Source organism: Alkalimarinus coralli, assembly GCF_023650515.1.
In the GTDB taxonomy this organism is placed as follows: Bacteria; Pseudomonadota; Gammaproteobacteria; order Pseudomonadales; family Oleiphilaceae; genus Alkalimarinus; species Alkalimarinus coralli.
In genome coordinates, this window is record NZ_CP096016.1 from 4,544,450 (window position 1) to 4,558,817 (window position 14,368).

Consider the following 14,368-nt stretch of genomic DNA (forward strand, 5'->3'; position numbering starts at 1 on the left):
GAGCGGAAACCGATGAAAGATTTATTAAATTTACTTAAAAACCAGAATCACAGTAAGGAATTTGATTCGATTCGCATTGGTCTGGCTTCGCCAGAGATGATTCGTTCATGGTCATACGGTGAAGTTAAAAAGCCTGAAACGATTAATTACCGTACTTTCAAACCTGAAAGAGACGGCCTTTTTTGTGCCAAAATATTTGGCCCAATCAAAGACTATGAGTGCTTATGCGGCAAGTACAAGCGACTAAAGCATCGCGGTGTTATTTGTGAGAAATGTGGCGTAGAGGTCGCGCTAGCGAGCGTGCGTCGTGACCGAATGGGGCATATTGAATTAGCTAGCCCTGTTGCCCATATTTGGTTCCTTAAGTCACTTCCTTCTCGTATAGGGATGCTGCTCGATATGACGCTGAGAGATATAGAGCGTGTTCTATATTTTGAGTCGTTTATCGTCATTGATCCTGGTATGACAACGCTGGAAGCTGGTCAGTTGTTAACTGACGAGCAATATTATGAAGCGCTGGAAGAATTTGGTGATGAATTTGATGCCAAAATGGGTGCGGAAGCTGTCCAGGCTTTGTTAAAAGATATCGATCTTGAAGGTGAAATATCCGAGTTAAGGGAAGAAATTCCTGCGACGAGTTCTGAAACCAAGATCAAGAAGTTGTCTAAGCGTCTTAAGCTGCTGGAAGCATTTTATAATTCAGGTAACAATCCAGAGTGGATGGTGTTAAAGGTTCTACCTGTTCTTCCACCTGATTTGAGGCCTCTTGTTCCTCTTGATGGTGGCCGTTTTGCGACTTCTGATTTGAATGATCTCTATCGTCGGGTTATCAATCGAAATAATCGCTTGAAGCGACTACTCGAACTAAGCGCACCAGATATTATTGTTCGAAATGAAAAGCGAATGCTTCAAGAAGCTGTGGACGCGTTACTGGATAACGGTCGCCGTGGCCGAGCTATTACCGGGTCTAATAAGCGACCATTGAAGTCTTTGGCTGACATGATCAAGGGTAAGCAGGGCCGTTTCCGTCAGAACCTTCTGGGTAAGCGAGTTGATTACTCTGGTCGTTCGGTCATCGTTGTAGGGCCTAGCTTGAGACTTCATCAGTGTGGTTTGCCAAAGAAAATGGCGCTTGAATTATTCAAACCATTTATTTTTAGTAAATTAGAGCACCGTGGTTTAGCTACAACAATTAAAGCTGCCAAGAAAATGGTAGAGCGGGAAACTGCAGAGGTTTGGGATATTCTTGCGGAAGTTATTCGTGAGCACCCGGTAATGCTTAACCGTGCACCTACTCTCCACCGCTTGGGTATTCAGGCGTTCGAACCTGTGTTGATTGAAGGTAAGGCGATTCAGTTGCACCCTTTGGTGTGTGCTGCGTACAACGCTGACTTCGATGGCGACCAAATGGCGGTACACGTTCCGCTTACGTTAGAGGCTCAGTTAGAGGCTCGTGCGCTGATGATGTCTACTAACAATATCCTATCGCCAGCTAACGGTGAGCCGATTATTGTTCCCTCGCAAGATGTTGTTCTCGGTTTATATTATATGACCCGAGAAAAGATCAACGTTAAAGGGGAGGGGATGGTGTTCTCTGATATTAAAGAGGCTCATCGCGCATATAATAGTAATCAGGTTCACCTTCAGGCGAAGGTGAAGATCCGCGTCGAAGAGATTTCGGTTGATGAGGATGGCATCAAAACTGTGTCAAGGTCGGTTGTAGATACAACTGTAGGGCGGGCATTGTTGTTTGATATTTTACCTGACGGCTTACCATACTCTTTGGTCAATCAAAACATGACCAAAAAGGCGATTTCCAAACTGATTAACACGTCTTATCGTAAGTGTGGTCTGAAAGACTCGGTAATATTTGCTGACCAGCTAATGTACTTAGGTTTCAAGCAGGCTACGCTGTCTGGCGCATCGATCGGTGTGAACGATTTTGTAATCCCTGATGAGAAAGAAACAATTATCAATGCCTCGACTACAGAGGTTAAGGAAATTGAATCACAGTTTGCATCGGGTCTTCTGACTCAGGGCGAGAAATACAACAAGGTTATCGATATCTGGTCGCGCGCTAACGATAAAGTAGCGAAGGCGATGATGGATACTCTCGGTAAAGAAAGTGTTGTGGATCGAGAGGGGAATGAGGTCGACCAGGACTCGTTTAATTCAGTCTACATGATGGCAGATTCCGGTGCTCGGGGTTCCGCTGCTCAGATTCGTCAGTTGGCAGGTATGCGTGGCTTGATGGCTAAACCGGATGGTTCGATCATTGAAACACCAATTACTGCTAACTTCCGTGAAGGACTAAACGTACTTCAGTACTTTATTTCTACTCACGGTGCTCGTAAGGGGCTTGCAGATACGGCACTAAAAACAGCGAACTCTGGTTACTTGACTCGTAGGCTCGTTGATGTGGCGCAGGATCTTGTAGTAACTGAACAGGATTGTGGCACAGAAGAAGGTCTGTTGATGACGCCTATGATCGAAGGTGGCGATGTGGTCGTGCCTTTGGGAGATCGAGTGCTGGGCCGAGTAACTGCTAAAGATGTTTTTGCTCCTGGTGATAAAGATAATGCAGTGCTGCCAACAGGTACTTTCCTTGACGAACGAATGATTGAAAAAATCGAAGAGGCTGGTGTCGATGAGATTTGGGTTCGCTCAGCAATAACTTGTGAAACCAAGTACGGTGTTTGTTCTGCCTGTTACGGCCGAGACTTGGCTCGCGGGCATATCGTAAACCCAGGTGAGGCTGTTGGTGTAATCGCTGCACAGTCAATTGGTGAGCCGGGTACGCAGCTTACGATGCGTACGTTCCACATTGGTGGGGCGGCATCTAGATCTTCTGCGGTAGATAATATTCAAGTTAAGCACGGCGGGAAGATCAGGCTTCATAATATGAAGTCTATTGAACGCAAAGATGGGAATCTTGTGGTTGCATCCCGTTCTTCTGCGCTAGCAGTAGCTGACGATCATGGTCGAGAAAGAGAGTGGTATAAGCTTCCATATGGTGCGCTTATTACTGCTAAAGACGGAGACCAGGTTGATGCGGGTGCGATTGTGGCAAAATGGGATCCACACACCCACCCCATCATCACTGAGATGGAGGGTATTGTTAAGTTTGTAGGCATGGAAGAGGGTATTACTATTAATACTCAGACTGATGAGCTTACAGGCCTATCGAGCGTTCAGGTTATTGATCCAAAAGATCGACCTGCTGCAGGTAAAGATATTCGTCCGATGGTTCAGCTAGTCGACTCAGACGGTAATGAGCTTAAGCTGCCAGTTAATGATGCGCCTGCTCAATACTTCTTGCCTGCTAATGCGCTTTTAAGTCTTAGAGATGGCGGAGAGGTTGAAAAGGGTGATGTAATTGCACGTATTCCTCAGGAGTCGTCAAAGACTCGAGATATTACGGGTGGTTTGCCCAGGGTTGCAGATCTGTTTGAAGCGCGTAAGCCAAAAGAGCCATCAATTCTTGCTGAAATTAGTGGTGTTGTTAGCTTTGGTAAGGAGACTAAGGGTAAAAAGCGCCTGGTCATAACGCCTGTGGATGGGGGTGACCCATATGAGGTTCTGATACATAAGCATCGCCAGATGAACGTGTTCGAAGGTGAGCAGGTTGAAAAGGGTGAGGTTGTATCCGATGGTCCTTCTAACCCTCATGATATCTTGCGACTGCTTGGTGTAGTGGAGTTGACTCGTTATATAACGAATGAAATTCAAGATGTATACCGACTACAAGGTGTTGTGATTAACGATAAGCATATTGAGGTTATTGTTCGTCAAATGCTGCGTAAGGTCGATATATTGGATTCTGGTGATACTGACTTGATCAAGGGTGATCAGGTGGAGTACGTCAAGCTGGTTGAGGAAAATGAAAAGGCCTTGGCCGAAGGGCTTACACCAGCAACTTCTGAGAGAATGTTGTTAGGTATTACCAAGGCGTCGCTGGCAACTGAGTCGTTTATCTCTGCAGCTTCCTTCCAGGAAACCACGAGAGTTTTAACTGAGGGTGCTGTGACAGGTAAGCGTGATTACTTGAGAGGCCTGAAAGAAAACGTGGTTGTTGGTCGACTAATTCCAGCAGGTACTGGCTTGACTTACCATTCTGAGCGCAAGAAGCGTAAGACGTCTAAGGTAGATGACATCGGCGTAAGTGCGGCTGATGTTGTAGAGGCGTTGAGTGCTGAGTTGAACAAGTAATTACATTTAGGAAGCAGTTTTTCCTAACAAGGTACATATTAAGGCCGCTGTTTGTTTAAAAATACAACAGCGGCCTTGACTATGTTGAAGGGCGTGATTAGACTTGCGCCCCGTAACATTATTGCCCATTTTGGGTTTGTTGTTTATTTACTAATTGGAGTTTGCTTATATGGCAACTATTAATCAGTTGGTACGTAAGCCTCGTAAGCGTCAAGTTACTAAGAGTGACGTTCCTGCGTTGAAGGCTTGCCCTCAGCGTCGTGGCGTTTGTACTCGTGTTTACACAACTACACCGAAGAAGCCTAACTCGGCTTTGCGTAAAGTTTGTCGTGTACGTTTGACTAGCGGTTTTGAGGTTACTTCGTACATCGGTGGTGAAGGTCACAACTTGCAGGAGCACAGTGTTGTTCTTATTCGTGGTGGTCGTGTAAAAGACTTGCCTGGTGTTCGTTACCATACAGTTCGTGGTAGCTTGGATACTTCAGGTGTTGCTGATCGTAAGCAAGGTCGATCTAAATATGGTGCTAAACGACCTAAGGGGTAACCCTGGGTTGAGAGACCATTGCCTTGGAGTGAGCGATCATTCTTAGGGTAAGAGTAAGGCTGAGCGACAGGGTGTTCCCGATGTCTCAGGCGAACCTGAAGACCTTTTTTATTTGAGGGCTTATCATGCCAAGAAGAAGAGTTGTAGCAAAACGTGAAGTTTTGCCTGATCCAAAGTTTGGAAGCCAATTGCTTGCCAAATTTATGAACCACGTAATGATTAGTGGTAAAAAATCTGTAGCAGAAAAAATTGTTTATGGTGCGCTGGATGCTGTTAAAGAGAAAGGCGAGCCTTTAGAGATTTTTGACAAGGCGCTGGAAAGCATTCAGCCAATGGTAGAGGTGAAGTCTCGCCGCGTTGGTGGTGCGACCTACCAGGTTCCAGTCGAAGTTCGTCCATCTCGCCAAATGGCTTTGGCTATGCGTTGGTTGGTTGAGTACTCGCGTAAGCGTGGGGAAAAGACAATGGCATTGCGTCTTGCTGGTGAAATTATGGATGCGGCTGAAGGAAAGGGTGCCGCAGTTAAGAAGCGTGAAGATGTTCACCGAATGGCTGAGGCTAACAAAGCTTTCTCTCACTATCGTTTCTAATGTTTTAGAAGTGCCTCTTTTTATGAAAGGGGTGTTTCTGTTTTGAGGATTAACAGGTGGCACGTAAAACTCCAATTGACCGTTATCGTAATATCGGTATTTGCGCTCATGTTGATGCAGGTAAAACTACAACAACAGAGCGGGTCCTGTTCTACACCGGGATTTCTCACAAGATAGGTGAGGTTCATGATGGTGCAGCAACAATGGATTGGATGGAGCAAGAGCAAGAGCGTGGCATTACGATCACCTCTGCGGCGACTACTTGCTTTTGGAGTGGTATGCAGCAGCAGTTTGATCAGCACAGGGTCAATATTATTGATACGCCAGGGCACGTAGACTTCACCATAGAGGTGGAGCGATCATTGCGTGTTCTTGATGGTGCGGTAGTGGTTCTGTGTGGCTCATCTGGTGTTCAGCCTCAAACAGAGACTGTATGGCGACAAGCTAACAAATATGAAGTTCCGCGCATGGTTTTTGTGAATAAAATGGATCGTGCGGGTGCTGACTTCGAATCGGTTGTGGGCCAATTGCGAGAGCGGTTAGGTGCCGTGCCCGTGCCTCTTCAGATGACTATTGGTGCTGAGGAAGCATTCGAAGGGGTGGTTGACCTCATAAAAATGAAGTCAATTATCTGGAATGAAGATGATAAAGGTACGACCTTTGAGTACGGTGATATTCCTGCCCAGTTGCAAGATAAGTGTGCAGAGATGCGCGAATACCTTGTGGAAATTGCGGCTGAATCTACCGACGAGATGATGGATAAATACCTCGAAGGCGGTGAACTTTCTGAAGAAGAGATTAAGAAAGGAATCCGGATTAGGACGCTCTCGAATGAGATTGTTCCTGTTATCGGGGGGTCAGCATTCAAAAACAAGGGTGTTCAGGCAATGCTTGATGCTGTTATTGAATACTTGCCCTCACCTACCGAGGTTAAGGCGATTGAAGGATTGCTGGAGGATGGTACTGCGGAGCATCGGAATGCGAATGATGATGAGCCCTTTTCGGCGCTCGCCTTTAAAATAGCGACAGACCCATTTGTTGGTACGTTGACATTTTTCAGGGTTTATTCTGGAGTTTTAGAGTCGGGTAGCTCGGTTTTGAACTCGGTTAAGGGTAAACGGGAGCGTATTGGTAGGATGGTGCAAATGCACTCTAACAGCCGAGAAGAGATAAAGGAAGTTAGAGCAGGGGATATAGCAGCGGGAATTGGACTTAAGGATGTTACAACGGGAGATACTTTGTGTTCTTCAGAGTCTCCGATAGTGTTGGAGCGTATGGAGTTTCCAGAGCCTGTTATATCTGTTGCAGTTGAGCCAAAAACCAAGCCTGATCAGGAGAAAATGGGGGTTGCGCTGGGTAAGCTTGCGCAAGAAGATCCCTCATTTAGGGTTAAAACTGATGAGGAGACGGGGCAGACCATTATATCGGGAATGGGTGAATTGCACCTTGATATCATTGTGGATCGAATGCGTCGCGAGTTTAGTGTTGAAGCTAACATTGGTAAGCCTCAGGTTGCTTACCGGGAAGCGATTCGAAATGCATGTGAGATTGAAGGGAAGTTTGTTCGCCAATCAGGTGGTCGTGGTCAATATGGTCATGTTTGGATCAAGTTTGAGCCTGGCGAAGAGGGTCAGGAGGATCTTGAATTCGTAAATGAGATTGTTGGCGGAGTAGTTCCAAAAGAATATATTCCAGCAGTTCAGAAGGGTGTAGCCGAGCAGATGCAAAATGGTGTTCTTGCTGGCTATCCCCTGCTTGGTTTAAAGGCAACATTATATGATGGTTCGTTTCATGATGTTGACTCGAACGAAATGGCCTTTAAGATCGCAGGCAGTATGGCAACCAAAAAACTAGCCGAAAGCGGCGGTGCGGTGTTGCTTGAGCCTGTTATGAAGGTTGAGGTCGTTACGCCCGAAGCTAATATGGGTGATGTAGTAGGTGATCTTAATCGGCGTCGTGGTTTGATTCAGGGTATGAGTGATACTGCAGCTGGAAAGGTTGTAGATGCAGAGGTGCCGCTGTCAGAGATGTTTGGCTATGCGACAGATTTGCGTTCAGCTACTCAGGGTCGTGCAACCTATACAATGGAGTTTTTGAAGTATTCAGAAGCCCCAAACAATATTGCAGAAGCAATTATTAATAAGTCTTAATGTCAAAAACTTAGAGAATTACGAGGTGTAATCGTGGCAAAAGAAAAATTTGAGCGTTCCAAACCACACGTAAACGTTGGTACTATCGGTCACGTTGACCATGGTAAAACTACTTTGACGGCTGCTCTGACTCGCGTATGTGCTGAAGTTTGGGGTGGTGAGTCTGTTGCGTTTGACGGTATTGATAACGCGCCAGAAGAAAGAGAGCGTGGTATTACAATTGCGACTTCGCACGTAGAGTATGATTCTCCGACTCGTCACTACGCGCACGTTGACTGCCCTGGGCACGCCGATTATGTTAAAAACATGATCACTGGTGCTGCTCAGATGGATGGCGCTATTCTGGTTTGTGGTGCAACTGATGGCCCAATGCCACAGACTCGTGAGCACATCCTGCTTTCACGTCAGGTTGGTGTACCTTTCGTTGTTGTATTCCTAAACAAAGCTGATCTTCTTGCTGAAGATTGTGGTGGTGTAGGAACTGAAGAATACAACGAAATGCTAGAATTGGTTGAAATGGAGCTTCGTGAGCTTCTTGATCAGTACGAATTCCCTGGAGACGACACTCCAATCATTGCGGGTTCTGCATTGATGGCACTAAATGGCCAGGACGACAACGAGCTTGGTACTTCGGCTGTTAAGAAGTTGGTTGAAACTCTTGATGAGTACATCCCTGAGCCAGAGCGTGCAATCGATCAGCCATTCTTGATGCCTGTTGAAGATGTATTCTCTATCTCTGGTCGTGGTACTGTTGTAACTGGTCGAGTAGAGCGTGGTATTGTTAAAGTTGGTGATGAAATTGAAATCATCGGTCTTAAGGATACTTTGAAGTCTACTTGTACTGGTGTTGAGATGTTCCGTAAGCTGCTTGACGAAGGTCGTGCAGGTGAGAACGTTGGTGTTCTTTTGCGTGGTACTAAGCGTGAAGAGGTAGAGCGTGGTCAGGTTCTTGCGGTTCCTGGTTCTGTTACTCCTCACACTCAGTTCGAAGCAGAAGTGTACATCTTGAGTAAAGATGAGGGTGGTCGTCACACTCCATTCTTTAAAGGTTACCGTCCACAGTTTTACTTCCGTACTACTGATGTAACTGGTGCTTGTGAGTTGCCAGAAGGTATCGAGATGGTAATGCCTGGTGATAACGTTCAGTTGACTGCTACTTTGATCGCGCCTATCGCGATGGAAGAAGGTCTACGCTTCGCAATCCGTGAAGGTGGACGTACAGTTGGAGCTGGTGTTGTTGCTAAGATTATTGAATAATCGATAATCTTATAGATAAGAAAAGGGCTGCGTAAGCAGCCCTTTTTGTTTGTATTTAGGCTATGCTTGACACGGTTGATTGTAAACCGTACAATGCGGCTCCTTTTTATAAGGTGACAGCTTAAATTTATAAGTTTGGAACTGGAGTTCTGATCCAATGCAGAGTCAAAAAATCAGAATCAGGCTAAAGGCTTTTGACTACCGCCTGATTGATCAGTCTACGCAAGAAATCGTAGACACGGCAAAGAGAACTGGTGCGCAGGTTCGTGGACCTATCCCTCTGCCTACAAGAAAAGAGCGTTTTACTATCTTGGTTTCTCCGCATGTTAATAAAGATGCTAGAGACCAGTACGAAATTCGTACACATAAACGTTTATTGGATATTGTGGAACCTACAGAAAAAACTGTAGATGCGCTTATGAAACTTGATCTAGCTGCTGGTGTTGATGTCCAGATTAGCTTAGGTTAATTTCAGCCGGGTAAAACCGGTGAGTGTAACTACGGATGTAGGGCCATAGAGGGTTAAAGCCCCGTACACTTTGAGGTGAAAAATGGCAATTGGTTTAATCGGCCGTAAGGCTGGTATGACTCGTATCTTTACAGATGAGGGTCAGTCTGTCCCTGTGACGGTTATCGAAGTTGAAGATAATCGCGTCACTCAAGTTAAAACAAACGAAGTGGATGGCTATCGTGCAGTGCAGGTAGCTTATGGTTCGCGTCGTGCGTCTCTCGTTACTAAAGCGGCTGCTGGTCACTATGCGAAAGCAAGTGTTGAAGCGGGTCGTGGTCTTATTGAATTTCGTCTTGCAGAGTCTGAAGGTGAAGAGCTTAAGGCGGGTGATCAATTTTCAGTGTCTCTCTTTGAAGCTGGTCAAATAGTTGATGTGACTGGTAATTCAAAGGGTAAGGGGTTTCAGGGCGGTGTTAAGCGTTGGAACTTCAGCATGCAAGATGCTACTCACGGTAACTCTTTGTCTCACCGGGCACCTGGTTCAATCGGTCAGTGTCAGACCCCGGGGCGTGTAATAAAAGGCAAGAAAATGGCAGGCCAAATGGGTAATGAACAGTCTACTGTTCAGAATCTGGAAGTTGTGCGTGTTGATGAGGAGCGTGGCCTGATCTTGGTTAGGGGTGCGGTTCCTGGTGCAACTGGCGGTGACGTAGTGGTCAAGCCTGCAGTTAAGGCCTAAGGGGAGATACGATGGAATTAACAATCGCTGGTTCTGGTAAAGGGACTGTGTCTGTATCAGACGCAACTTTTGCTGGAGAGTATAATGAAACTTTAGTTCATCAAGTTGTTACTGCCTATTTGGCGGGTGCTCGTCAGGGGACTCGAGGGCAGAAAACTAGATCTGAAGTTCGTGGTGGTGGTAAGAAGCCTTGGCGTCAAAAGGGTACTGGTCGTGCTCGAGCGGGAACTATTCGTAGTCCTATTTGGCGTTCAGGTGGTGTTACATTTGCTGCAAAGCCACAGGATCATGGTCAGAAAGTCAATAAGAAGATGTATCGCGGAGCGCTTCGCTCAATTTACTCTGAATTGGTTCGCCAGGATCGTCTTGTTGTTGTGGAAGAAATGACTGCAGAAACACCTAAGACAAAAGCTTTTACTGCAAAGATGAAAGACTTGGGTCTTGAGAGTGCTTTGATCATCTCTGAAAACGTAGAAGAAAACTTGTATCTTGCATCTCGCAATATTCCAAGTGTTGATGTTCGTGACGTTGTTGGAGTTGATCCTGTAAGTCTCGTAGCGTATGACAAAGTTGTAGTGACTGTGTCGGCGCTTAAGAAGATTGAGGAGATGCTGGGATGAACGAAGAGCGTATTTATAAAGTATTGCTAGGACCTCTTGTTTCTGAAAAGGCATCTCTAGCAGCTGAGTCTGGTCAAGTTGTTTTTCGAGTGGCTACTGACTCAACCAAGGCAGAAATCAAAAAAGCGGTCGAGACGCTTTTTGAAGTCAAGGTTGAAGGTGTTCAGGTATCCAATCTTAAAGGCAAGACTAAGCGCACGGTTCGTGGTCTAGGTAAGCGTAAAGATACTAAAAAAGCTTATGTTAGATTAGCGGAAGGTCAGGATATCGACTTTATGGATGTCGAGTAAGTAGGGGTCGTACTATGCCAGTCGTAAAAACTAAACCAACGTCTCCCGGTCGTCGTCATGTAGTTAAGGTTTATCATCCTGACCTACATAAGGGGCGTCCTTATGCGCCGTTGGTAGAAAAGAAATCGAAGTCTGGTGGCCGTAATAATAACGGTCGCATCACTACTCGTCATATCGGTGGTGGTCATAAGCAGCAATACAGAATTGTAGACTTTAAGCGGAACAAAGATGGTATCCCATCTGTGGTTGAGCGTATTGAATACGATCCAAACCGTTCTGCGCATATTGCTCTGCTGAAATACCTTGATGGTGAGCGACGTTATATTATCGCTCCTAAGGGTGTTAAAGCAGGGGATGAAGTTCGCTCAGGAGAAGATGCCCCTATTAAAGTAGGTAGTACTTTACCAATGCGAAATATACCTGTGGGTAGTGTTATTCACTGTATAGAGCTTAAACCTGGTAAGGGTGCTCAGATTGCTCGTAGCGCTGGTACTTACGCTCAATTGGTCGCACGTGAAGGTGCTTATGCAACTTTGCGTTTGCGTTCAGGTGAGATGCGTAAAGTGTTGTCAGAGTGTCGTGCAACCTTGGGTGAAGTGTCTAACAGTGAGCACAGCTTGCGGCAGTTAGGTAAAGCGGGTGCATCACGTTGGCGCGGTGTAAGGCCAACAGTGCGTGGTGTTGTTATGAACCCAGTTGACCATCCACATGGTGGTGGTGAAGGGAGAACCTCTGGCGGACGTCATCCAGTAACACCTTGGGGTGTTCCGACCAAAGGGCATAAAACTCGCAAAAACAAACGTACTGATAAGATGATAGTGCGTCGTCGATCGGCCAAGTAATTAATAGTATGAGGATTACGCTGTGTCACGTTCTTTGAAGAAAGGTCCTTTTATAGACCTGCATTTGTTAAAGAAGGTAGAAACAGCTCTGGAGAAAAAGGACAAGAAACCAATTAAGACTTGGTCTCGTCGTTCAACAATATTTCCAGAGATGATTGGCTTGACCATCGCTGTACACAATGGGCGTCAACACGTTCCAGTGTTTGTTACAGAAGATATGGTTGGCCATAAATTGGGCGAATTTGCAGCAACCCGCACGTATCGTGGGCATGCGGCAGATAAAAAAGCCAAAAAACGGTAGAGCTTAGAGGTAATTGAGATGGAAGTAGCCGCTAAATTAAAGGGTGCTAACCTATCTGCTCAGAAAGCGCGCTTGGTCGCAGACCAGGTTCGCGGAAAAGCCGTTGAGGACGCCCTGAATATTTTGACGTTCAGCCCTAAAAAAGCTGCACATTTGATTAAAAAAGTGCTCGAGTCCGCAATTGCGAATGCTGAGCATAACGACGGTTTAGATGTCGATGATTTGAAAGTCTCTACTATCTTTGTTGATGAAGCGACTACGATGAAGCGAATCAGGCCACGTGCTAAGGGTCGAGCTGACCGTATACTGAAACGTACATGCCATATTACGGTCATGGTCGCTGATAACTAGGAGATACTAAGATGGGTCAAAAGGTACATCCTACTGGTATCAGACTGGGTATTGTGAAAGACCACAACTCGATCTGGTACGCAGAAAAAGCAGATTATGCTAATAACTTGCTGAATGATATTGAGGTGCGAGAGTTTTTGCTTGAGCGTCTTTCAAAAGCGTCAGTAAGCAAAATTGTAATCGAACGTCCTGCGCAAAATGCACGCATTACCATTCATACCGCCCGTCCAGGGATTGTTATCGGTAAGAAGGGTGAAGATGTAGACAAGTTGCGTAGACAAATTAGTGAAATGATGGGTGTGCCTGTGCACATCAACATTGAAGAAATCAGAAAACCTGATCTTGATGCTAAATTGGTGGCTGCGAGTGTAGCAAACCAACTGGAGCGTCGAGTTATGTTCCGCCGTGCCATGAAGCGTGCAGTTCAAAACGCTATGCGTCAAGGCGCTAAGGGAATCAAAATTCAGGTGGGTGGCCGTTTGGGTGGTGCAGAAATTGCGCGTTCAGAATGGTATCGTGAAGGCAGGGTTCCTCTGCATACTTTACGAGCTGATATCGATTACGCAACTCACGAAGCATCAACTACCTACGGTATCATTGGTGTGAAAGTTTGGATCTTCAAAGGCGAAATTTTAGGCGGTATTGAACAGGTACGAGCCGAAAAAGAAGCGCCTAAGAAGAAAGCTTCTAAAGCTTCGAGGTAAGGGGCCATAATATGTTGCAACCGAAACGTACCAAATTTCGTAAAATGCAAAAGGGCCGTAACCGCGGCCTGGCCCAACGAGGAAGCAAAGTTAGCTTTGGAGAGTTTGGCCTAAAGGCGACAGGTAGAGGTCGAATTACTGCGCGTCAGATTGAATCTGCTCGTAGAACGATCTCTCGTCAAGTTAAGCGTACTGGTAAGATCTGGATTCGTGTTTTTCCAGATAAACCTATTACACAGAAGCCGCTTGAAGTTCGTCAGGGTAAGGGTAAAGGTAATGTAGAATACTGGATTTGCCAGATTCAACCCGGCCGTATGTTGTTTGAGATTGAAGGTGTTTCTGAAGAGCTTGCTCGTGAAGCATTTACGCTGGCAACAGCCAAATTACCTGTTCCTACAACATTTGTTTCGAGGACGGTGATGTAATGAAAGCGAATGAATTGCGTGAAAAATCAGTTGAAGAGCTGAACACAGAGTTGATGAGCTTGTTGAAAGAGCAGTTTAACTTGCGCATGCGTAAGTCTACTGGTCAACTTAATCAAGGTCACCTTCTTCGCAACGTTAGGCGCGACATCGCTCGTGTAAAAACAGTGTTGAATCAAAAGGCAGGTAACTAAAATGACTGAAGCTGCATCTAATGCTCGCATGCTAAGCGGTAAGGTCGTGAGTGATAAGATGGATAAGTCCATCACTGTCTTGATTGAGCGACGCGTAAAGCATCCGATATACGGAAAATACGTGAAGCGTTCAACCAAGCTTCATGCTCATGACGAAAACAATGAGTGTAATATCGGCGATACAGTAACTATCCAGGAGAGTCGTCCTTTATCTAAGACGAAGTGCTGGAAGTTAGTCGAGATTGTCGAGAGTGCTTCTAAAGTGTAATTCGCCCTCTTGGGGAGTCTTGTCTAAAAGGCACATTGGTTAGTTTTGGAGAAAAGTGATGATTCAAACTGAATCGATGCTAGACGTCGCAGATAACAGTGGTGCTCGTCGCGTTATGTGTATCAAGGTACTGGGTGGTTCACATAGACGCTACGCTCGAATTGGCGACGTAATAAAAGTTACCGTAAAGGAAGCAATTCCTCGCGGTAAAGTTAAAAAAGGTCAGGTCCTAAATGCTGTCGTAGTACGTACTCGCAAAGGCGTTCGTCGTCCAGACGGATCATTGATTCGTTTCGATGGTAACGCTGCAGTATTGCTTAATCAGCAGGATGCACCTATTGGTACTCGTATTTTTGGCCCTGTGACTCGAGAGTTGCGTGGTGAGAAGTACATGAAGATTGTTTCTTTAGCACCTGAAGTGCTTTAAGAATGAGAG

17 protein-coding genes are annotated in these 14,368 nt (G+C 45.8%); all 17 read left to right on the forward strand.

Annotated features, from left to right (window positions below):
* Positions 1–12: 12 nt before the first annotated feature.
* Complete coding sequence (gene rpoC, locus MY523_RS20510) at positions 13–4,209, forward strand: DNA-directed RNA polymerase subunit beta' (protein ID WP_250656530.1); 4,197 nt, start codon at positions 13–15, stop codon at positions 4,207–4,209.
* A 169-nt stretch (positions 4,210–4,378) separates the two neighbouring features.
* A complete protein-coding gene (gene rpsL, locus MY523_RS20515; RefSeq protein ID WP_250656531.1) occupies positions 4,379–4,753 on the forward strand; it encodes a 30S ribosomal protein S12 in 375 nt (124 codons plus the stop codon).
* 125 nt (positions 4,754–4,878) lie between these two features.
* Positions 4,879–5,343, forward strand: coding sequence for a 30S ribosomal protein S7 (rpsG, locus tag MY523_RS20520; RefSeq protein ID WP_250656532.1), 465 nt, complete (start codon positions 4,879–4,881; stop codon positions 5,341–5,343).
* 56 nt (positions 5,344–5,399) lie between these two features.
* Positions 5,400–7,493, forward strand: coding sequence for an elongation factor G (fusA, locus tag MY523_RS20525; RefSeq protein WP_250656533.1), 2,094 nt, complete (start codon positions 5,400–5,402; stop codon positions 7,491–7,493).
* Positions 7,494–7,526: 33 nt separating this feature from the next.
* Complete coding sequence (tuf, locus tag MY523_RS20530; RefSeq protein WP_250656534.1) at positions 7,527–8,750, forward strand: elongation factor Tu; 1,224 nt, start codon at positions 7,527–7,529, stop codon at positions 8,748–8,750.
* 157 nt (positions 8,751–8,907) lie between these two features.
* Positions 8,908–9,219, forward strand: a complete 312-nt coding sequence (rpsJ, locus tag MY523_RS20535; RefSeq protein WP_048384310.1) for a 30S ribosomal protein S10 — start codon at positions 8,908–8,910, stop codon at positions 9,217–9,219.
* Between the two features lie 82 nt (positions 9,220–9,301).
* On the forward strand, positions 9,302–9,940 hold the full coding sequence (gene rplC / locus MY523_RS20540; RefSeq protein WP_250656535.1) for a 50S ribosomal protein L3: 639 nt from the start codon (positions 9,302–9,304) through the stop codon (positions 9,938–9,940).
* An 11-nt stretch (positions 9,941–9,951) separates the two neighbouring features.
* Positions 9,952–10,560, forward strand: a complete 609-nt coding sequence (gene rplD, locus MY523_RS20545) for a 50S ribosomal protein L4 (RefSeq protein ID WP_250656536.1) — start codon at positions 9,952–9,954, stop codon at positions 10,558–10,560.
* Positions 10,557–10,850: a 50S ribosomal protein L23 gene (gene rplW, locus MY523_RS20550; protein ID WP_250656537.1), complete on the forward strand. Its 294-nt coding sequence runs from the start codon at positions 10,557–10,559 to the stop codon at positions 10,848–10,850. Before rplD ends, rplW begins: the two co-directional genes overlap by 4 nt.
* Before the next feature lie 14 nt (positions 10,851–10,864).
* Complete coding sequence (rplB, locus tag MY523_RS20555; RefSeq protein ID WP_250656538.1) at positions 10,865–11,692, forward strand: 50S ribosomal protein L2; 828 nt, start codon at positions 10,865–10,867, stop codon at positions 11,690–11,692.
* 22 nt (positions 11,693–11,714) lie between these two features.
* A complete protein-coding gene (gene rpsS, locus MY523_RS20560) occupies positions 11,715–11,993 on the forward strand; it encodes a 30S ribosomal protein S19 (protein WP_250656539.1) in 279 nt (92 codons plus the stop codon).
* 18 nt (positions 11,994–12,011) lie between these two features.
* Positions 12,012–12,344, forward strand: a complete 333-nt coding sequence (rplV, locus tag MY523_RS20565; RefSeq protein ID WP_250656540.1) for a 50S ribosomal protein L22 — start codon at positions 12,012–12,014, stop codon at positions 12,342–12,344.
* A gap of 11 nt (positions 12,345–12,355) precedes the next feature.
* Positions 12,356–13,048, forward strand: a complete 693-nt coding sequence (gene rpsC, locus MY523_RS20570; protein ID WP_250656541.1) for a 30S ribosomal protein S3 — start codon at positions 12,356–12,358, stop codon at positions 13,046–13,048.
* A gap of 11 nt (positions 13,049–13,059) precedes the next feature.
* On the forward strand, positions 13,060–13,473 hold the full coding sequence (gene rplP, locus MY523_RS20575) for a 50S ribosomal protein L16 (protein WP_250656542.1): 414 nt from the start codon (positions 13,060–13,062) through the stop codon (positions 13,471–13,473).
* On the forward strand, positions 13,473–13,664 hold the full coding sequence (gene rpmC / locus MY523_RS20580; RefSeq protein ID WP_250656543.1) for a 50S ribosomal protein L29: 192 nt from the start codon (positions 13,473–13,475) through the stop codon (positions 13,662–13,664). Before rplP ends, rpmC begins: the two co-directional genes overlap by 1 nt.
* A gap of 1 nt (position 13,665) precedes the next feature.
* Complete coding sequence (rpsQ, locus tag MY523_RS20585) at positions 13,666–13,932, forward strand: 30S ribosomal protein S17 (protein WP_250656544.1); 267 nt, start codon at positions 13,666–13,668, stop codon at positions 13,930–13,932.
* Between the two features lie 58 nt (positions 13,933–13,990).
* The gene (rplN, locus tag MY523_RS20590; protein WP_250656545.1) at positions 13,991–14,359 is read left to right on the forward strand and encodes a 50S ribosomal protein L14; all 369 of its coding nucleotides are present in this window, start codon (positions 13,991–13,993) and stop codon (positions 14,357–14,359) included.
* The last annotated feature ends 9 nt before the right edge of the window (positions 14,360–14,368 follow it).